This window comes from Streptococcus sp. HMSC072G04 (assembly GCF_001813295.1).
In the GTDB taxonomy this organism is placed as follows: Bacteria; Bacillota; Bacilli; order Lactobacillales; family Streptococcaceae; genus Streptococcus.
On record NZ_KV812044.1, the window covers coordinates 65246 to 84525 of the forward strand.

At 42.5% G+C, this 19280-nt stretch carries 19 protein-coding genes; 4 read left to right on the forward strand and 15 right to left on the reverse strand.

The features are described from left to right. Positions 1–151: 151 nt before the first annotated feature. The 5 genes from HMPREF2904_RS09610 to HMPREF2904_RS09630 all read right to left on the reverse strand — a co-directional run bounded on the left by HMPREF2904_RS09610 (position 152) and on the right by HMPREF2904_RS09630 (position 5321). Positions 152–1351: an MFS transporter gene (locus tag HMPREF2904_RS09610; RefSeq protein WP_070662318.1), complete on the reverse strand. Its 1200-nt coding sequence runs from the start codon at positions 1349–1351 to the stop codon at positions 152–154. Positions 1352–1409: 58 nt separating this feature from the next. Then, complete coding sequence (locus tag HMPREF2904_RS09615; protein WP_003014764.1) at positions 1410–2147, reverse strand: DUF1003 domain-containing protein; 738 nt, start codon at positions 2145–2147, stop codon at positions 1410–1412. Positions 2148–2217: 70 nt separating this feature from the next. Continuing rightward, positions 2218–3564 (reverse strand): asparagine--tRNA ligase, encoded by a 1347-nt coding sequence (gene asnS, locus HMPREF2904_RS09620; RefSeq protein WP_003014677.1) that lies wholly within the window; start codon positions 3562–3564, stop codon positions 2218–2220. Between the two features lie 148 nt (positions 3565–3712). Beyond that, positions 3713–4891 (reverse strand): pyridoxal phosphate-dependent aminotransferase, encoded by a 1179-nt coding sequence (locus tag HMPREF2904_RS09625; protein WP_070662322.1) that lies wholly within the window; start codon positions 4889–4891, stop codon positions 3713–3715. A gap of 16 nt (positions 4892–4907) precedes the next feature. Continuing rightward, complete coding sequence (locus tag HMPREF2904_RS09630) at positions 4908–5321, reverse strand: cell wall elongation regulator TseB-like domain-containing protein (protein WP_070662325.1); 414 nt, start codon at positions 5319–5321, stop codon at positions 4908–4910. 291 nt (positions 5322–5612) lie between these two features. Here HMPREF2904_RS09630 and HMPREF2904_RS09635 point away from each other — a divergent pair, with 291 nt between their 5' ends. Then, complete coding sequence (locus HMPREF2904_RS09635) at positions 5613–6059, forward strand: MarR family winged helix-turn-helix transcriptional regulator (protein WP_003001765.1); 447 nt, start codon at positions 5613–5615, stop codon at positions 6057–6059. A gap of 118 nt (positions 6060–6177) precedes the next feature. On the opposite strand, the gene yaaA is transcribed toward HMPREF2904_RS09635, so the two are convergent. Continuing rightward, positions 6178–6903, reverse strand: a complete 726-nt coding sequence (yaaA, locus tag HMPREF2904_RS09640; RefSeq protein WP_070662328.1) for a peroxide stress protein YaaA — start codon at positions 6901–6903, stop codon at positions 6178–6180. A 66-nt stretch (positions 6904–6969) separates the two neighbouring features. Here yaaA and HMPREF2904_RS09645 point away from each other — a divergent pair, with 66 nt between their 5' ends. From HMPREF2904_RS09645 to HMPREF2904_RS09655, 3 genes are all read left to right on the forward strand, one after another. Beyond that, the gene (locus tag HMPREF2904_RS09645; RefSeq protein ID WP_070662331.1) at positions 6970–7470 is read left to right on the forward strand and encodes a DUF1836 domain-containing protein; all 501 of its coding nucleotides are present in this window, start codon (positions 6970–6972) and stop codon (positions 7468–7470) included. Next, positions 7445–8092, forward strand: a complete 648-nt coding sequence (locus tag HMPREF2904_RS09650) for a PAQR family membrane homeostasis protein TrhA (protein WP_070662333.1) — start codon at positions 7445–7447, stop codon at positions 8090–8092. Before HMPREF2904_RS09645 ends, HMPREF2904_RS09650 begins: the two co-directional genes overlap by 26 nt. 63 nt (positions 8093–8155) lie before the next feature. After that, positions 8156–9472, forward strand: a complete 1317-nt coding sequence (locus tag HMPREF2904_RS09655) for an aminotransferase-like domain-containing protein (protein WP_070662336.1) — start codon at positions 8156–8158, stop codon at positions 9470–9472. Positions 9473–9722: 250 nt separating this feature from the next. Here HMPREF2904_RS09655 and HMPREF2904_RS09660 read toward each other — a convergent pair whose 3' ends face one another. From HMPREF2904_RS09660 to HMPREF2904_RS09700, 9 genes are all read right to left on the reverse strand, one after another. Further along, positions 9723–9971 (reverse strand): hypothetical protein, encoded by a 249-nt coding sequence (locus tag HMPREF2904_RS09660; protein WP_070662339.1) that lies wholly within the window; start codon positions 9969–9971, stop codon positions 9723–9725. 92 nt (positions 9972–10063) lie between these two features. Further along, the gene (locus HMPREF2904_RS09665; protein WP_070662342.1) at positions 10064–11818 is read right to left on the reverse strand and encodes an ABC transporter ATP-binding protein; all 1755 of its coding nucleotides are present in this window, start codon (positions 11816–11818) and stop codon (positions 10064–10066) included. Continuing rightward, positions 11805–13559: an ABC transporter ATP-binding protein gene (locus HMPREF2904_RS09670; protein ID WP_070662343.1), complete on the reverse strand. Its 1755-nt coding sequence runs from the start codon at positions 13557–13559 to the stop codon at positions 11805–11807. The genes HMPREF2904_RS09665 and HMPREF2904_RS09670 overlap by 14 nt, the downstream gene beginning before the upstream one ends. 1 nt (position 13560) lies before the next feature. Next, a complete protein-coding gene (locus tag HMPREF2904_RS09675; protein ID WP_070662346.1) occupies positions 13561–14226 on the reverse strand; it encodes an MmcQ/YjbR family DNA-binding protein in 666 nt (221 codons plus the stop codon). 103 nt (positions 14227–14329) lie between these two features. Beyond that, positions 14330–14965: a copper homeostasis protein CutC gene (locus HMPREF2904_RS09680; RefSeq protein WP_070662350.1), complete on the reverse strand. Its 636-nt coding sequence runs from the start codon at positions 14963–14965 to the stop codon at positions 14330–14332. A 21-nt stretch (positions 14966–14986) separates the two neighbouring features. Further along, positions 14987–15589 (reverse strand): hypothetical protein, encoded by a 603-nt coding sequence (locus HMPREF2904_RS09685; protein WP_070662354.1) that lies wholly within the window; start codon positions 15587–15589, stop codon positions 14987–14989. Positions 15590–15709: 120 nt separating this feature from the next. Beyond that, complete coding sequence (locus HMPREF2904_RS09690) at positions 15710–16666, reverse strand: ABC transporter permease (RefSeq protein ID WP_070662357.1); 957 nt, start codon at positions 16664–16666, stop codon at positions 15710–15712. Further along, a complete protein-coding gene (locus tag HMPREF2904_RS09695; protein ID WP_070662360.1) occupies positions 16666–17727 on the reverse strand; it encodes an ABC transporter permease in 1062 nt (353 codons plus the stop codon). Before HMPREF2904_RS09695 ends, HMPREF2904_RS09690 begins: the two co-directional genes overlap by 1 nt. Beyond that, entirely contained in the window at positions 17720–19255 is a 1536-nt protein-coding gene (locus HMPREF2904_RS09700; RefSeq protein WP_070662363.1) for an ABC transporter ATP-binding protein, read from the reverse strand. The genes HMPREF2904_RS09695 and HMPREF2904_RS09700 overlap by 8 nt, the downstream gene beginning before the upstream one ends. Between the last annotated feature and the right edge of the window lie 25 nt (positions 19256–19280).

Here is a 19280-nt window from a genome sequence, read left to right on the forward strand (position 1 = left end):
AGATGAAAAAACTCTCCCTGCAGAGCAGAGAGAGTTGAGTCGTTAGACAAGTAACAAAAAACTTGTCTTTTGTTAAGCAAGAGTTTATTCAACGATAGTTTCTCTGCTATTCTTCTATCTATGCCTTGTTAGAATCATGAACCTTAAGGCGTTATTCAGTCTTTGGCACCTTGCTTAAGGTCTTTCCCATTTTCCCCAATCCAAACATCAAGAGAGGGAAAGAGAATAGCGTTATAAGGCCTAATACGATAAAGACTGCTACAAATCCATAACTATCAATGAACCACCCAGTCAAAGGGAAGATGACAATCATAGATAGACTAAACATCATCGAATTGATACTCAGCATGGTTGCTCGTACACTGGATGGCAGATAAGCTTGTAAATCATTGTAGTAAATGGGTTGATAAACGGCATAAAGGGCATTGGTCAAGAGATAGACACTCAGATAGGCGAATGGAGTCTTCAAACCTACCAAAAGCAAGACCAAACCTGTCAGTGCAACCAGAATCGGAAAGACTTGATTACTATTCCATTTTTTCCCGATTTGACTGGCCAAATAAACCGCTAGGAGATTGAATCCACTACCAATTAACATGATGAGCGAAACTTGCCAACTAGCTAAGTCACTAATTTTCTGTTGGTAGTAAAAATAAAACATACACATGATGGTCCCTACCAACTGATAGGTGAGCATCCAGTAAAACAAGACTGGTTTTTCCTGCCATTCTTGTTTCACTACCTCCAATATCCGCTTTAAGGTCAAGTGACTTCTTTCATCACTCTTGCTCTCTGGCTCTTTCATCAGAAAGATCAAAAGAATGGAAAGCAAGGAAAGCCCAATAGCAATATAATAGGTCCAAGCCAATGCTCCGTGAATAAAGAAGCCTGCCACGACTGTACCTAACGTTCGGGTGACTTCGGCCACACCAGACAAGAAGCTAGAAATCTGAAGATAACGGTCTTTTTGACCTGCTGCCACAGCTGAATCAAATAAGAAAGCTGTACTGGTCCCCGAGTCAAAATTATAAGACCAAGCATTGACCATCATAGCAATGGCATAGATCCAAAAATTCCCCTGACCAAATAAAATCAAGATCGAGGATCCAATACTGGACAAGCGAGCCAAATAGAGATTAGTCTTGTAGCTAAATCGATCGGCCAACATACCAGATGGAATCTCACATAAAAGGCTCGTCCCATGAAAGATACTCTCTAATAGACCAATTTGAAGTAAAGAAAGACCATTCTGAATAAAAAATAAAATCCAAAAACTGGTGATTCCAAAATAAGATGTAAATTCCAAACCTGTTAGGAGTGAAATATTGCGTTTGTAAGTTCTTTTAAACATTGTTTTTCCTCTTTCAATAGATTATATAAGTGTTTCTAAAAGACTTACTTAGATTTGCCTACATCTTCTCCACCTCCTTCATTTTTTCTTGATTCATTTCTTGACGCAGCTGGGCCAATTGATTAGACAAGGACACCAACAATTCGGTTTGCAACTTTTGAATTTCCAGTAAATCCGTCTGGTCTTGCTGAACCATATGATCAATCTTCGTATGCAGTAAGCGAATTTCTCTTTCCGACTCCATATTGACGTTAAAGTCATTTCGCGCTTGCAGGCGATCATAATCTGCTGCCCTGTTTTGGCTCATCATGATCAAAGGAGCTTGAATCGCCGCAATAGTAGAAAGCGCAAGATTGAGCAAGATGAACGGATAAGGATCAAAATTCAAGCCAAAAGGATGCAGGACATTGATCAGCATCCAAATAGCCATCATCAGGATAAAACTAATGATAAAAGTCCATGAACCACCAAAGCGTGCAACCGAATCCGCCACCCGCTGACCGAAGGTATAGCTGGCTGTCAAGCGGTCTTCAACGTTAAAGGGACGCTCGCTTTCAGGCATGACAGCTGTTACCTGCTGTTTAATGGCTTCGTTTTTATCATTGGCACGATCAATAATCTGACCTAGATAATCCATACAATATTGGCTCAAATTTTTATACGTGATAAAATCATCCATTTGACTTTCAGGATAGGAAGTCTTGAGCATCTGTTGAATACTATGGTCTAGATCTGCGATCAAAGCCCCCTGACCATCCTCGTATTCTTTCCCATCGATGATGTCTATTTTCAGCATTGAGTTTCCTTTCATAGTTTTTAGGAGCAAATATAAAAGTTAAAAACGCCTAATGGCGTTTTTACGTCTATTAAGGTTTGATACGATGCAACATACGTGGGAATGGAATGGCTTCACGGATGTGTTTAGTACCAGCTGCGAAAGTGACCATCCGTTCAATCCCAATACCAAATCCACCGTGTGGAACTGTACCGTATTTACGAAGGTCAAGGTAGAATTCATACTCTGTCCGATCCATGCCAAGAGATTCCATCTTCGCAACAAGAGCGTCGTAGTCTTCCTCACGCATTGAACCACCGATGATTTCTCCGTAGCCTTCTGGTGCGAGCAAGTCGGCACAAAGCACGCGGTCTGGGTTACCAGGAACTGGCTTCATGTAGAAGGCCTTGATGTCAGCTGGATAGTTGATCACGAAGGTTGGCACACCAAAGTGGTTTGAAATCCATGTTTCATGTGGTGAACCGAAGTCGTCTCCATGTTCCAAATGCTCATAATCCGCATCTTCATCGTTTTCATGCTCTTGCAAGAGATCAATCGCTTCATCGTAAGTGATGCGTTTGAATGGTTCAGCAATGTAGCGTTTCAAGAGCTCCGTATCACGCTCCAATGTTTCCAAGGCTTGAGGAGCACGATCCAAAACACCTTGAAGAAGAGCTTTGACATATGCTTCTTGCAAGTCAAGTGATTCATCATGTGTCAAGTAAGAGTACTCAGCGTCCATCATCCAGAACTCAGTCAAGTGACGGCGAGTCTTAGATTTTTCAGCACGGAATACTGGACCAAAGTCAAAGACGCGACCAAGGGCCATTGCACCAGCTTCAAGATAAAGCTGACCTGATTGGCTCAAGTAGGCTGGTGTTCCAAAGTAGTCTGTTTCAAACAGTTCAGTTGAATCTTCCGCCGCATTTCCTGAAAGAATTGGACTATCAAACTTCATGAAACCGTTCTTATCGAAGAACTCATAAGTTGCATAGATAATAGCATTACGGATTTGCATGACAGCGACTTGTTTACGTGAACGCAACCACAAGTGGCGGTTATCCATCAAGAAGTCTGTCCCGTGTTCTTTTGGAGTGATTGGGTAATCTTGAGATTCACCGATGACTTCGATGTCCGTAATATCCAATTCGTAACCAAATTTAGAACGCTCGTCTTCTTTGACAATACCAGTCACAAACACTGATGTTTCTTGGCTCAAGCGTTTGATGGTGTCAAATTTTTCAAGACCCACTTCTTCTCCGAATTTTTCGATAAAGTTTGGTTTGAAAGCTACACCTTGGAAAAAGGCAGTTCCGTCACGCAATTGCAAGAAAGCAATTTTTCCTTTACCTGATTTATTGGCCACCCAAGCACCGATGGTCACTTCTTGACCAACATAGTCTTTTACTTCGATGATAGTAATCCGTTTTGTCATCATTCATCTTCCTTTTCTCGTTAAACTTGTCCGAAGACATTATCTTCTTAATTGTATCATAAAAAGGCTTTCAGTGCTAGATTCTACCTGTGAAAACCAGATATTTTTTAAAGAAAAAGATCCTCAGCTCATTACTAAGGATCTTACGATTTTATTTTTCCATAAAGGCCTTGAGTCGGCGAACAGCTTCTTTAAGGGTATCCAAATCCGTCGCATAAGACAAGCGAACATTTTCAGGGGCACCAAAGCCAGCTCCTGTTACTAAAGCAACCTCTGCTTCTTCTAAAATTGCTGTGGTAAATTCCGTCACATCCGTATAGCCCTTCATCTCCATGGCCTTCTTGACATTTGGGAAGAGATAGAATGCTCCTTGAGGTTTGATGGCTTCAAAACCAGGCACTTCATTCAACAAAGGATAAATAGTATTCAAACGCTCTTCAAAAGCCTGACGCATGATCTCAATAGAAGATTGATCTCCTGTGAGGGCTTCGATTGCGGCATATTGGGAAACGGTTGTTAAGTTGGATGTTGTTTGGCTAATCACCTTGGCCATAGCTCCGATAATCTCAGGATCTCCTACAGCAAAACCAACCCGCCAACCAGTCATAGCATAGGTTTTAGAAACTCCATTAATCACGATAGTTTGCTTGCGAATCGCTTCTGATAAGCTAGAAATAGGCGTAAAGGTATTGCCATTGTAGACCAATCGCCCATAGATATCGTCTGCCAAAATCAAGATATCATTCTCAACAGCCCAATTTCCAATTGCTTCGAGCTCTTCTTTACTGTAGATCATTCCTGTTGGATTGGATGGCGAATTCAGCAAGACCACCTTGGTCTTGTCTGTCCGTGCTGCTTCCAGTTGCTCTACCGTTGCCTTGAAGTGATTTTCTTCTGTTGTTTGGAAAGTAACAGGTGTGCCTTCTACCATCTTAACCTGGTCTACATAAGAAACCCAGCAAGGGGTTGGAATGATGACTTCATCACCTGGATTGATGACAGAAGTAAAGAAGGCATAGAGGATAAACTTAGCACCAGTACCAACCACAACCTCATTACGGTTCACTGCATAGCCATAAAATCCCTTCATATAGTCACTAATGGCATCCTTCAATTCTGGAAGTCCAGATGCAACCGTATAAAAGCTAGCGCGACCATCCTCGATCGATGCGACTGCTGCTTCTTGAATATTTTTTGGAGTCGCAAAGTCAGGTTGACCCAGGGTCAAACTCAAGATATCACGACCTTCTGCTGCCAAAGCTTTGGCACGCGCATTTGCAGCCAAGGTCACACTTTCTTCCATTTCCAATACACGATTTGATAATTTCATATTTCCTCCTCAAATCTTAAAAAACACCAATGACTTTCCCAGTCTTGAAATCTACCACATAATAAGAGCTCCCAGCCTTGACTTCCCAGATCGGTTTGCCTTTAAAGCGACCAAAAGTTACACGATCAATCGCGTCCTGACTCTTCTCTTTGACGACAGAAGCTGCCTCTTTGGAACTAACTCCTTCTTTCAAAGGGTAGGTATAGACTGCATCATCCGCCTGCGCCACCAAAACCGCTAGTTCTTGCCCCTCTTGGTCCTTGCCAATAAAGGAAAGATAGGCTTCTTTGCCATGAAAGAAACTCTCCGTCTCAATAGTAGCAATCGAAGAGTGAGACAGAGCTATTTTTCTTGCTTGTGCCATTTGATCCTGCATGCGATCAGAAGTTTTTTCAGCAAGAAATAGCCAAGAAAAAAGGACCGTCAACACTAAGATACAGATTCCTATTATATGTTGCCATACTATAAAAAGATTATTTTTCTGTTTCACTCCCTCATTATACACCAAAGCCACCTAGAATTCTATAGATTTTCAAGAAAGAATTGTTACTAATATTTCATACCTGTTACAATGTTTTAGTATAAAATTGTTTGATAAACAAACTAAAATTAACACCTTTGCTATCATTTGTTCATAGTTTAATAAATTTGTCACAATTTTGTAACTAATTTGAAAATAAAATTAAACGACAGAAATACTATTTATTGATAAAATATAGATATGGAAAATTTAAAGAGATTATTCAAAGAAGCAAACGTAGATTTAAAAACCATGATCGTCTTCCACAAGGCAGAACGATTGATCCGTGCGTCTGAGGCTCATATCTTTAAAAAGCACCAGTTGACACCAACTCAATTCTCTGTACTTGAGACCTTGTACAGCAAAGGCGATCTTCGCATTCAAGATCTGATTGATAGCATTCTTGCGACCTCTGGAAATATGACTGTGGTTATTCGCAATATGGTCCGCGATGGTTGGATTACACGCGAAACCGATCCAGAAGACCGCCGTGCTTATCTTGTATCTATTACAGATGCCGGTCGTAAAAAGATCGAAGAAGCTCTTCCAGATCATATCAAAAATATTCAACGCTTGATGCAAGTCTTTAATAGTGGCGAGCAAGCTGAGTTGACAGAACTCTTGAAGAAATTCAAACATATCGCCTAAGCCTACTGCTCAAGACGATTCTGACTCCAAAATCCTCTATTTTGGAGTTTTCATCGTGCATTCTCTTTATCTAACAGATCAAAAAAATATTCCTGACGCTTCTCAGGAATATTTTTATTTATTCTTTCACAAAGATCCATTCTTTCTCTTGCGATAAATCCTCACGATAAGAGAAACCTGCTACTTCTAGTGATTTCAGATCTTCTAGATGGGTGATTTCTTCCTTCATCATGGCTGTCACCATGGCCCCACGTGCTTTCTTTGAAATCGTTGAGTGAATCTTTAGTGTCCCACCACGATTCTCCATGAATTTGATCCGAATCATTCGCTCACGAATGGCTTTTGAAAAGACCTGTTCAAACTCAGAAGACAAAAGAGATAAGATCTGCTCCTCACCTTCTACTGCCTGATCATAGTCCTCTTTCCAGAGTACCTTTAGAGATTTTCCAGCTGGTTTTAGCTTCATCATAAAATCCAAGCGATGGGGAGCAATCGCTTCATAGGCAGGTAGTACACCGTATAAAGCAGTCGTGATCAACAAATGTTCCTGCAGATAAGCCTGCTCTTTTTCGGATAAGTCTTGACGCTCGATACTACGATACATAAGGCCATCAAACAGTTCCAAAGCAGGATAGGTTTTAGCACTCCCAGCTAACAAAGCCTCAATTCTTTCTTTTTCTACTTGAGCTCTTTCCTCTGAGATCCCGTAAAAGGTCGCTAATTCTTCTAGGGAGAATGCCTTCAAAGCTTGGAGGATGGTTTTTGTGTTCTCTGACAAGGGTTGGGGCTCGACGATACGAGCCTGTTCGTTCAGTTCTTTGGCGGATGGAATTAATAGTTTCATAGGTCTATTGTACCATATTTTTCAAATTTTCTTGACAGGAGTTTTTATAAATGTTATTATCTAGTTATGAAAACTAGATTAAAGAAAGGTGAAGATTTCGTGTCCACTTTTTCCTATCCAACGTGGGAGCAACTGCCTGAGCTAGACCTCTATCTCGATCAGGTCCTTCTTTATGTCAATAAAACCTGTGCACCTGTTCTCTCTTCTTCAGAAAAGGGCTTGACGGCTGCCATGATCAACAATTACGTAAAACATGGTTATGTCGAAAAACCAGATAAGAAGAAATACCAGCGTAGACAGGTAGCTCGCTTGATTGCTATTACAACATTAAAAACGGTCTTTTCTATTCAGGAGATCGCTTCTACCTTAAATTTCTTGCAGGACCAGGCGAGTTCAGATCTTCTCTATAATAGCTTTGTCGCTTATCTCAATGAGCAAAAAGAGCCGATCGCTCCCATCATTCGCTCTGCCTGTCAGACAGTTCAACTTTATCTTGAAACCCTATCTTATATTCAACCAGTAAAAACGGAGGAAGAAACTGATGAATTACACCATGAAACTAAGTAAAAAATTATCCTTTGGAGAAGAGATCGCCAATAGCGTAACCCACGCTATTGGCGCCCTTCTCATGTTGATCTTACTTCCAATTTCAGCAGTCTATAGCTTTGAGCAACACGGTCTGCTCAGTGCTTTTGGGACTTCTATCTTTGTGATCAGTCTCTTTTTGATGTTTCTGTCTTCGACTGTCTACCATGCCATGTCTTACGATTCGCCTCAAAAGTATGTACTTCGCATTATCGACCATTCAATGATCTACATTGCGATCGCAGGTAGTTACACACCAGTCGTCCTTACCTTGATGAACAACTGGATGGGCTACAGCATTATCTTGATCCAATGGGGGACCACCATCTTTGGTATTCTCTACAAAATCTTTGCCAAAAAAGTCAATGAAAAGTTCAGCCTCGCTCTTTACTTGATCATGGGCTGGTTAGTCATCTTTATTATTCCCCAAATCGTTAGCCAAACCAATCCGATCTTCTGGGGTCTCATGCTCATGGGCGGCCTGTGCTACACGGTTGGAGCTGGCTTTTATGCTAAGAAAAAACCGTATTTCCACATGATTTGGCACCTCTTCATCCTGGCAGCTTCTGCTCTTCAGTATTTAGCCATCGTTTACTTTATGTGATACGCTCACCACTCTTCGGAGTGGTTTTTTTGTGATTTTTTCTGTACAATAGTAAAAAACTGTATGGGGACAGTCAGGATGAAGACAAGCAAATACCAAGAAATCATTCATGTACTAAAAAAAGCCATTCAAGATGGAGAACTGGAAACCGGAGAGAAAATTCCCTCTGTTCGTCAATTAGCCAGTCAATTTTCTTGTAGTAAGGACACGGTGCAACGAGCCTTGCTGGACTTGACTTACCAGCACTTCCTCTATGCTAAGCCTCAAAGTGGCTACTATGTTTTGGAGCAAGCACCTGATCAACATGAAGATCTTCCACTAAAATTAGAGAAAGAACGCAACCAGGCTTTCGAGAACTTCCGGACCTGTATCAATGAAACCTTGATTGGACGGGAGAATTATCTCTTCAATAACTTTTCGGACCAAGCAGGCTTACTAGAAGTACGCCAATCCATTCAAGGCTTATTGAAGGAAGAAGGGATTTATACGACTGCGGATCAGATTGTTTTGACTGCTGGTACTCAGCAGGCGCTTAATATCCTTAGCCAGATTGACTTTCCCAATAAAAAATCGCAGATCTTGATCGAGCAACCGACTTATCATCGGATGAACCAACTCTTAGATTCGCAGCAACTTGCCTACCGTACCATTCAACGTAATTTAACGGGGATTGATCTCGAGGAACTTGAAGAGATTTTCAAAAGTGGCCATATCAAATTCTTCTACACGATCCCCCGTTTTCACTATCCGCTTGGTCATAGCTATTCGACCAAGCAGAAAGAAGCGATCTTGCAACTAGCTGACCAATATGATATCTACCTTGTTGAGGACGACTATTTGGGAGATCTTGATGGCAGTAATGCTCCATCTTTTCATTATTTGGATCAAAAGAACCGAGTCATCTATATCAAATCTTTTTCGACCAATCTCTTTTCTGCTCTTCGCATCACTTCCATGATTCTTCCCCAAGCCCTTCTAAAGTCGGTCTTGACCTATAAGACGATTCTGGACTATGATAGCAATCTGATCATGCAAAAGGCCTTGAGTCTCTACATTGATAACGGTATGTATCTGACCAATAAAAAGCGACTCCTAGCCAGAAAAAAAGAGGAAGAAGCCAGTCTAAAGACCTTAATGGTCCAGTCTCCTCTTCTCCCTCATCTGACCCTGACCCACGATGGGATCCTACTAGATCTTCATCAGGTCAAATCTCTTGCTGCCTTAAAACACAGTGGACTCCCGCTTGATTTCTTTGAAGCAGCCTACATCGCTTCTTGTCCTTATCAACTCGCCAAGATCAAATCTGCAGATGTGGCCAATGTTTTACCAAAACTGACGACTTTTTTTGACTTGAATGTCGAGAATTGTTCATATATATAAATCAAATAGGTTTTCTTTAATTCTTATTAGTTAGAATAATTCAATATTATCTGAAACATTCCGCCGTGAAAAAAGTGCCTGAAACTTAATGGTTTCAGGCACTCGGAATTATTGAGACCTCAGGCTCAATAATTAGTCATGAAACTTCGTAGAAGTTCGCTGACGTCCGCATTCACCTAAGGAAAGTTTCTTAGAAAATATTTTTCCAATCTGAAAGCTCGTTTAGTTAAATACTAGACGAGCTTTTTATCTATTTCTTCAATTGCTCATAGAAAAGTTTAGCATTTTGAAGGCCGATCCGATAATCGAGACGAATCAGTCGAATCGCTTCCATCTCAGATTCTTTGAGGTATTTCTCTCTTTGTTCCTTGGAAATACTACCTGGTTTTAGAAGATAGTGAGTGAATTGATTTCTGACTTTAGTAAGCTCAACTTGAAGGGTGAAATAGAGTCCAAATAAGACAATCACAACTCCCATCAGGATCAGATCGTTTGACATGGTGTATGCTCCCTTTTTCTGTTCTTTTCTTTATTGTACAGCTTTCAAGATAGAAAAACAAGGTTAAATTTGCATTTAGTCCTTGTTTGTCCTTATTTCATCATACCGGCCTGGAGGTCATACATTTTCTTATACGTTCCTCCTAGAGCAATGAGTTGGTCGTGGTTGCCTGATTCGATGATTTTTCCTTTATCGAGAACGTAGATGCAATCGGCATCTTGAATGGTAGAAAGGCGATGGGCAATGGCAATGGTTGTCCGCCCTTGGCGCATCTTCTTCAGAGAATTTTGGATCATCTCTTCCGTCTCTTGGTCGATATTGGCAGTGGCCTCATCCAAAATGAGGATCTTAGGCTGGGCAGCAATCGTTCGAGCAAAAGCCAGAAGCTGACGCTGACCGGTCGATAAGGTAGAACCCCGCTCTGTTACCGGATGGTCATAGCCACCAGGTAAACTCTCAATAAAGTCTGCTACATCCACAAATGCAGCTGCTTGTCGGATTTCCTCATCAGTCAGTTCTTCATGGTACATCCGGATATTAGAAGCAATGGTTCCATGATAGAGGAAAGGCTCTTGCAACACTAGACCAATGGACTTGCGCAAGGCTTCCTGGCTGTAGTCCTTGATATCCTGTCCATCAATCAAGATCTGGCCACGATCAAATTCATAAAAGCGCATGAAGAGATTGATAATAGAGGATTTACCAGACCCAGTATGACCAACAAAAGCGATGGTTTGTCCGTTTTTAACCTCAAAGGAGATCTCTTTTAGGACATCCCGTTTGCCATCATAAGAAAAAGATACATGGTCAAAGCGAATATCTCCCCGCTCGATCTCTTTCAGGCTACCAGCTTGCTTGGGCTCATAGTCGTCTCGATCCATCATTTCAAAGACACGACCTGCAGAAATGGTTGAGGTCTGCAAGGTTGCAAAATTTTGGGTAACATCAACTAAGGGTTGGAAAAGCTGGCTAACATACTGGATAAAGGCATAGATAAGACCTGCTGTAAAGCCAGAGGACTGCCAATTTAGGCCGAAAAAGGTTAGAATGACCGCATAGGCTAGGACCTGTAACAGAGTCATAGCTGGCATCAAAAAGAGGGAATTGACATCTATAGATCGGTTGGCATAATCCAAATGTTCCCCATTAATCTGTTCGAATTCATCCGTCAAGCGCTTTTCTTGACGAAAGGCCTGCACGATCCGCATTCCTTCGATGGATTCCGATAATTTCACATTGATATCTGATAATTTTTGTCGGGTCATCTTGACCAAGCGATTGGATAACTTGCGATAGAGACGAATGGAAAACCAAATGATGGGAAGAAAAGGCAGGATCCAAATGGTCAAATGCCAGTCCAAGCTAAACATGGTTACTAGGGTGACTAGAAAGAGTAAAAAGGATGAAACCAGGCTTGAAAAGACCGTAGAAAACATATCTGCGACTGCCTGGGTATCATTGGTCACCCGCGAAACAATCGAACCTGCTGCTGTCTGGTCATAAAAGGACATGCCCAGCCTTTGAAGATTTTGGAAAATATCTAGACGGATATCTCTTACGATAGAATTTGATACACGCGCAAAGGTTAACTGGCTCAGGTAGGTTGCCAGCACGCGCCCAATGAATAACCCATAGTAGAGAATGAGAAACTGATAAGCTGTCAGTACTGGAGAGCCTGCTTCTGTTGGATCCACTAGGTGGTCAATATACCAGCGAGCTGCAAGAGGGATTGCCGTCAATAACAGACTAGTCAGGAAGGTAAAGGCTAAGGCTAGGGCCGTTAACCATTTATAACGCCACATGTAAGTCAAGAGCCGCTTCATCACATGAGCTTCAGATGTTTTCATTCAGCTTTCCCTCCATTTCTTCTGATAATTGTTGGGCTTGGTAGGTTTCATAGTACCAACCTTTTTGAGCCATTAATTCCTCGTGATTTCCTCGCTCCTTGATTTGTCCATTCTCCATTACCAGAATCAAATCCGCATGAACGATCGCTGATAGGCGGTGGGCTGTGATGATCGTTGTTTTCCCCTTGCGTTCCTGCTTCATATTTTCAATGATTTGGTGCTCCGTTTTAGCATCTACTGCAGACAGGGAATCATCCAAGATTAAGATCTCAGGATTCATGACCAAAGCACGACTCATGGCAATCCGTTGCTTTTGCCCGCCAGAAAGAGAGCCCCCTCTCTCTCCCAGCACTGTCTCCATCTGGTCTGGCATGGCCAGAATATCCTCATAGACTCCACAAGTTCTCAGAGCCTTCATTACCTCTTCTTCCTTGATCTGTGGATCTGAAAAAGCTACATTCTCGCGAATGGTCATGGCAAAGAGGATCTGATCTTGAGGGACGTAGCCGATCAAGCTTCGAAGATCTTCTAAGCGATAATGTTTGATGGAGATTCCATTTAGCAAGATAGCTCCCTGCTCCAAGTCGTGCTCTCTAAGCAAGAGACGCAACAAGGTGGTCTTTCCAGATCCAGTTGGCCCCACAATCCCAAGGGTTTGCCCTTTTTCTAAATGAAAGGCAAGCTTTTCAAGGACAGGCTCTTTCTCATAGGCGAATTCTTTAATGTTATATTCCAGATCGCCATTTTGAATGACTGTGACTGGTTGACTCGGATCTTGGATATCAGGTATTTCTGCTAAAAGTGTCTCAACCCGATCAAAGGAGACGCTAGCCCGCTGACTAATATTAAACAAGAAGCCCATGGCTTGAAAGGGCCAGATGAGCATATTAAGATAGGTAATAAAGGTTACGATTTGTCCAACCGTCAGGCTCCCTTCCTGAACAAATAGTCCCCCGAAGTAGAGCGTCAAGACATAGGAGAGACCGACAAAAAGAAGAGTGGTCGGATCAAACAAAGCACTGTAACCGGCGGAAGTCATATTCTTTGAAAAGACCATCTGATTGGTCTTTTCAAAAGCCCGAATCTCATCTGCCTGAAAGCCAAAAGATTTGGTCACCTTAACCCCTGATACTGATTCCTGAACAAAGTTGTTCAGCTCTGAGAAGCCTTCTTGGGCCTCTTTAAAGGCTTGGTGGTTTTTGCGTCCAATGGCTGAAGTCACTACCACCATAACCGGTAGGGGCAAAATAGCCAAGAGGGTTAAGCGCCAATCAATCATGAAAAACATGCTGACTAGGGTCACCAAGGCTGTCACAGAAGCATCTACAGCAAACATAACCCCACCACCAGCAAATATGGTTACCGCATTGATATCATTAGTAGCATGGGCCATGAGATCCCCTGTGCGATAACGCTGATAAAAAGATGGAGACATGAGCGTAAATTGCTTGAACAAACGGTAACGCAAGATCCGAGCCAACTTATTGGCCGTCCCAAAAATATAGCGTCTCCAAACAAAACGAAGGCCATACATGGCTAGAGCTGCGAGGACCAAAAGGGCAATATCCATAACTAACTGCCCCAATGTCAGCCTTCTTTTATCAATCAAATCGATCACAAGTCCCATGATTCTTGGAGGAATGAGATTTAAAAAACTAACCAAGATCAAGGACCCTATCCCTATCAAGTATCGCTTCTTCTCTAAATTAAAAAACCAAGATAATTTCCTCAACAGATTCATCTTATTTCCCCTTTTTGGTGAGTTGCCAGCTACTATCCACTAGAGCAAACAAGTCCTCATCAGAAATTGTTCCATCTAAGGGGATACTCACCCAATATTTTTTATTCATATGAAAAGCTGGATAAATCCCTTTCTGCTGGATGAAATGGGCTACTTGATCAGACTTGACATTCAAAACTTCTATTTTTCCAGACTTGCCAGCATCCAGTTTTTTCCAATCAATGGTCATAAAGACACCATACCACTTGAGGGTGTCTCGGTGGCGAATAGCGCCGGATTCCGGAGATCTTTCCCACAAATACTCAATCGTTCCCTGATAGTTCAGGGAAATATAGGACATGAGACGCTTGGCTTGAGGATAGAGAAATTCTTCTACCTCAAAACAAGCTTGCCGAATCCTTGCAAGACTTTCCTGACAAGCTTCTCTGACTTGGCCAACGAAATTTCCTTGTAGCTGTTCCAGATGGATCTGGATATACTCGTCCCCTGTATCCTGATCATAGACCTGAAAAGAAATCTTCCGGTCGCAGACCTGGACATTTAAGAGAAAAGTGTCCGATAAGACGGGACACTGGTACTCATAGCCTGCCCCTTTCTTCTCAAATCCGTAAGCCAATCCCTTTTCTGGCTGAAAGGTGTACCGGTCAAAATAATGCTCTAAAAACATTTCCTCTCCCTTATTCATTTTTACACTAGAAGAGGCTGGAAACAACGTCCCCAACCTTGATAACGGATCTTCAAAACTACTTCAAGCAGTGATCGTTTCTTCTTTAAAACACGATGCGCGTGCCATGCAGTTGACAAACGCCCAATTGCTCCAAAAAGAGCTGACGATTGTCAAGGGTCACACCCCCACCTGGCAGGATCTGAATCTTTCCCTTAGCCGCATCTAATAAACGATGATAGTGGGCAAAACGTTGCTCTAGTGGGTCACCTGGACTTCCAGCTCGTGTTAAAATGCGGGCCACACCTTGTTCAGAAAGCCACTCAATCGCTTCTAGCTGATCTGTATGAGCTAACTCATCAAAGGCCATATGAAAGACAACCTCTGCCTCTCCACAGGCTGCTAGTAAAAGCTGCATGATCCTCTGGTCCAACTTTCGATCGCTCGTCAGCGCTCCCAGCACAAAACAAGTAACCCCTATTTCTTTCGCAGCCCGAATATCCGTCAGCATAGCTTGGACTTCCAGATCAGTGTAGACAAAATCGCCACCACGGGGCCGGATAATGACACATAGATCCACGGACTTCTCTCTTGTCAGTTTGATTGCTTCATTAATCACACCTATACTCGGTGTGGTCCCGCCTACTGCCAGGTTGTCGCACAGTTCAATGCGACCTGCCCCAGCAGCAATCGCCTTATCAATATAAGTTAAATTCTCTGCACAAAATTCAAAGACAAGCATGACAACTCCAATTACAAAGACTTAAAACAAGGATATACTAACAGTTACCTTAGCATTGCCATTTTCCACTCTCGCTTTTGAGATGCTATAGCCTGCTTGAGGGATATCAAGGGTGATTTGATCACCATTCACTGTGAAGCCGCCTCCATTTTGATTGGATTGATCCTTCAAATAGTTGAGAACCAAGAATTTTGGAATGGGCATTTTCCCTAATTTAGCACCGGTCACGGTCAAATTCATGACATTGTTTTCAACTTGACCGGTCATGGTTAAATCCAGATAGCTATCGATTGGCCCTAATGATACAGGAACTTTGACGTGAAGGTCATTGCCATCCATTCCTAATGCCATCTTTTGATAGTCAGAATTGTCAAGGGCGGATCCAGCACTTGTTTTTACGACCTGACTCAATTGCACTGAATTGAGACTTAGCTCAGTTGAGAGCCCTTCAGTGCTCACAGAGGCATTTGAAACAGCATTTTGAGCCAACTCAATCAAAGAACTCCCTGCCTGCACATTTCTCAGTTGCTCCCCTTCAGGGATAGATCCAGGAACCAACAAGATCACTAATAACATAAATAAAACGATCACTATGCCAATCAGGCGTCTTATCCACTTAAACATCTGCTCCTCCGATACATGAAAAGTTGTATTCTTATTGTACCCTAAATCTAAAGAAATTGCGACTAAGAGGGGCCTTTACAAAGCAAAAGAGACCGAGGAAACCTCGCATCTCTCTGTGCATTATTTCGATTTAATGTAGTTAACACCATCTGCTTTTGGCGCAACTGCTTGTCCGAAGAAGGCTGCCAAGACAACCATGGTCAAGACGTAAGGCGCAATTTGCAAGTAGATAGATGGAATCCCTTTAAGCAAAGGCAATTGATTCCCGATGACCGCCAAACTCTGTGAAGCTCCAAAGAAGAGACTAGCAAGCATGGCACCGATTGGGTTCCATTTCCCGAAGATCATGGCTGCAAGAGCAATAAATCCAGGACCTACAATTGTAGTTACTGCAAAGTTAACAGAAACTGACTGAGCGTAAATAGCTCCTCCGATACCTGCTAGGGCACCTGAGATCATCACTCCTAAGTAGCGCATTCTATAAACATTGATTCCCAAAGTATCTGCTGCTTGTGGGTGTTCCCCAACTGAACGAAGACGCAATCCAAACTTCGTCTTGAACATGATAAACCAAGCAAAGAATGAAAAGAGAATCGCAACCCAACCAATGATGCTGGCATTGTTGAAGAAGATATCTCCAATCACCGGAATTTTAGATAAGACCGGAATGGATGTTTTCCCGAAGGCAACTTTGATATTATCAGTTTGCCCCTTGTTGTACATCGCTTTAACAAGGAAGACCGCAAGTGGTGGTGCCATCAAGTTCAATACTGTACCTGAGACGATATGGTCAGCACGGAAATGAATGGTTGCCACCGCGTGAATCAAGGAGAAGAGTACTCCAATCCCTGCAGCAACGATCAAGGACAACCATGGTGTCAAACTTCCTAACGTAGGCTCAAAAGTCAAGTTAAAGATAATACCTGAGAAGGCTCCCATAACCATGATTCCTTCCAGACCAACGTTAACAACCCCAGCGTGTTCTGAGTATGCTCCTCCGATACTTGTGAAGATCAGCGGTGCCGCATACACAATCATAGAGGAAACAAGAATACTTAAAATCGTTACAATACTCATTAGTTTGCTCCTCCTTTTTTAGCTGAACGCATCGAGATCATCTTTTCGATAATATAGTGAGCACATACGAAGAAGATAATGGATGCTGTTACAATTTGAACGACTTCTTCAGGGATGGCAGCTGGCTTCATACCAACTCCCCCAATTTGAAGTGCACCAAACAAGAAGGCAGCAAATGGAATACCAATTGGTGAATTCATCGCAAGAAGGGCAACGGCCATACCGTTAAATCCAACACTCATCGAGCTGGTTTGAACGTAGACATTTGAGTAAATCCCCAGACCTTCTGCTACCCCACCGATACCAGCAAGAGCACCAGAAATGATCATAGAAAGGATAATGGTCCGTTTTGCAGACATCCCTGCGTATTCTGCCGCATTCGCATTGAGACCAACGGCACGGATTTCAAAACCAAGTGTTGTTTTCTTCATCAAGAACCAGATGAGCACCACTGCAATGATGGCAAAGAAGATCCCGATGTTCATTTGTGATTTGTCCGTCAAATTACGCAACCACTCCGTCTGGTAGACAGCGTTGGCTCCCACATCAATGGTTGAGTCCTTGTTTTTCATCAAGGAAGCTGGGAAGCTATGTATCAAGGCATTCCCACCATAGAGAACAATGTAGTTCATCATAATGGTGATAATGACCTCACTGGTTCCGAGATAGGCACGAAGGAAACCAGGAATCGCTCCAATAAATCCACCTGCAATAGCCGCAATCAAAACGGTCATCGGAATCATTAGTAAGCGAGGCATATTTGGGAAGGAAAGGGCAAACCAAGTCGCCATGATCCATCCTGCAAAAGCCTGACCAGGAAGTCCAACGTTAAAGAAGCCGGCCCGGCTGGCTACTGAAAACCCAAGAGCAACTAAAATCAGTGGCCCCATGGCACGGGAAATATTTCCCCAACTCTTAATCGAACCAAAGGCTTTCTTAAACAGCAATTCATATCCCCAAAGGGCATCATAGCTGAAGGCCCACATAATAATGGCACCCAAGACCAATCCTAAAAGGACAGACACCAATGGAACGGCAATTTGTTTTAAATTCTTATTCATTTGATGCTCCCTCCTTTACTTGTCCTCCTGCCATGAGGATTCCAAGTTCTTGCTTATTCGTTGTTTCAGGGGTTACGATCCCTTGGATCTTCCCATCATGAATAACCGCAATACGGTCAGAAACATTCAAAATTTCATCTAATTCAAAGCTGACAACCAGAACGGCTTTTCCATTATCCCGTTCTTGAATCAAACGTTTGTGGATATATTCAATCGCTCCAACGTCCAATCCACGAGTTGGCTGGCTAACGATCAAGAGATCTGGATCGCGATCGATTTCGCGAGCGATAATTGCTTTTTGCTGATTTCCTCCAGAGAGAGCCTTAGCAGGTACCACTTCACTGGCTGCACGAACGTCAAACTCTTCCATGAGCTTCTTGGCATAAGAGGTAATATTTGGATAATTCAAGATACCATTCTTGCTAAGAGGTTCTTTATAGTAGGTTTGAAGGGCAATGTTTTCAGAGATCATCATGTCAAGGACTAATCCATCCCGATGACGGTCTTCAGGGACATGCCCTACCTTCATTTCTGTGATTTGACGTGGGCGAAGTCCTACAACGTCCTTGCCTTTAATCTTGATTGAACCGGATTTTACCTTCCGTAGTCCTGTAATCGCTTGGATCAACTCAGACTGACCATTTCCGTCAATTCCTGCGATCCCGACGACTTCACCAGCACGAAGTTCCAGTGAAAGATTCTTAACAGCTGGGACTCCCCGGTTTTCGTTTACAACCAAGTTTTCGATCGACAAGATGACTTCTTTCGGTTGAGAAGGACCTTTTTCAGTCTTAAAGGAAACAGAACGACCGACCATCATTTCAGCCAAGTCTTGGTTGGTAGCTCCACCAATCTCGACTGTCTCAATCGATTTACCACGACGGATAACCGTTACCCGGTCTGAAACAGCACGGATTTCATCCAACTTGTGCGTAATCAAGATGATCGATTTTCCTTCATTCGCCAAGTTCTTCATGATTGTCATCAATTCTTCAATTTCAGCTGGTGTCAACACCGCAGTTGGTTCATCGAAGATTAGGATGTCGGCTCCACGATAAAGCGTCTTTAAGATTTCCACACGTTGCTGCGCACCAACGGAAATATCCTCAACTTTAGCATTTGGATCCACTGCCAAGCCATATTTTTTAGACAAGTCAAGGATATCTTGACTGGCTTTCTTAAGATCCAAAACACCATGTTTAGTAGTTTCAGAACCAAGGATAATATTTTCAGCAACAGTGAAAGCTTCAACCAACATAAAGTGTTGGTGCACCATTCCAATTCCTAAAGAAGCTGCTTTTGAAGGTGAGTCTAGATTAACAGTTTTTCCATTTACCACGATGTCTCCGCTAGTTGGTTCCAACAAACCAGCCAGCATATTCATTAAGGTAGATTTCCCTGCACCATTTTCTCCAAGAAGTGCATGGATTTCACCTTTGCGCAACTGAAGATTAATCTTGTCATTTGCTACAAAGTCACCAAATTTTTTGGTAATCTCACGCATTTCGATGACATATTCATGTGTCATGGGGTGTTTCCTTTCAAAAATTTTT

Bases quoted from the DNA above. Each gene is read 5' to 3' on its own strand.
- yaaA (WP_070662328.1), bottom strand. From the start codon at position 6,903: ATGAAACTATTAATTCCATCCGCCAAAGAACTGAACGAACAGGCTCGT.
- HMPREF2904_RS09645 (WP_070662331.1), top strand. From the start codon at position 6,970: ATGAAAACTAGATTAAAGAAAGGTGAAGATTTCGTGTCCACTTTTTCC.
- HMPREF2904_RS09660 (WP_070662339.1), bottom strand. From the start codon at position 9,971: ATGTCAAACGATCTGATCCTGATGGGAGTTGTGATTGTCTTATTTGGA.
- HMPREF2904_RS09675 (WP_070662346.1), bottom strand. From the start codon at position 14,226: ATGTTTTTAGAGCATTATTTTGACCGGTACACCTTTCAGCCAGAAAAG.
- HMPREF2904_RS09615 (WP_003014764.1), bottom strand. From the start codon at position 2,147: ATGCTGAAAATAGACATCATCGATGGGAAAGAATACGAGGATGGTCAG.
- HMPREF2904_RS09680 (WP_070662350.1), bottom strand. From the start codon at position 14,965: ATGCTTGTCTTTGAATTTTGTGCAGAGAATTTAACTTATATTGATAAG.
- HMPREF2904_RS09650 (WP_070662333.1), top strand. From the start codon at position 7,445: ATGAATTACACCATGAAACTAAGTAAAAAATTATCCTTTGGAGAAGAG.
- HMPREF2904_RS09700 (WP_070662363.1), bottom strand. From the start codon at position 19,255: ATGACACATGAATATGTCATCGAAATGCGTGAGATTACCAAAAAATTT.
- HMPREF2904_RS09635 (WP_003001765.1), top strand. From the start codon at position 5,613: ATGGAAAATTTAAAGAGATTATTCAAAGAAGCAAACGTAGATTTAAAA.
- HMPREF2904_RS09665 (WP_070662342.1), bottom strand. From the start codon at position 11,818: ATGAAAACATCTGAAGCTCATGTGATGAAGCGGCTCTTGACTTACATG.
- HMPREF2904_RS09685 (WP_070662354.1), bottom strand. From the start codon at position 15,589: ATGTTTAAGTGGATAAGACGCCTGATTGGCATAGTGATCGTTTTATTT.
- HMPREF2904_RS09625 (WP_070662322.1), bottom strand. From the start codon at position 4,891: ATGAAATTATCAAATCGTGTATTGGAAATGGAAGAAAGTGTGACCTTG.
- HMPREF2904_RS09695 (WP_070662360.1), bottom strand. From the start codon at position 17,727: ATGAATAAGAATTTAAAACAAATTGCCGTTCCATTGGTGTCTGTCCTT.
- HMPREF2904_RS09690 (WP_070662357.1), bottom strand. From the start codon at position 16,666: ATGAGTATTGTAACGATTTTAAGTATTCTTGTTTCCTCTATGATTGTG.
- asnS (WP_003014677.1), bottom strand. From the start codon at position 3,564: ATGATGACAAAACGGATTACTATCATCGAAGTAAAAGACTATGTTGGT.
- HMPREF2904_RS09610 (WP_070662318.1), bottom strand. From the start codon at position 1,351: ATGTTTAAAAGAACTTACAAACGCAATATTTCACTCCTAACAGGTTTG.
- HMPREF2904_RS09670 (WP_070662343.1), bottom strand. From the start codon at position 13,559: ATGAATCTGTTGAGGAAATTATCTTGGTTTTTTAATTTAGAGAAGAAG.
- HMPREF2904_RS09655 (WP_070662336.1), top strand. From the start codon at position 8,156: ATGGGGACAGTCAGGATGAAGACAAGCAAATACCAAGAAATCATTCAT.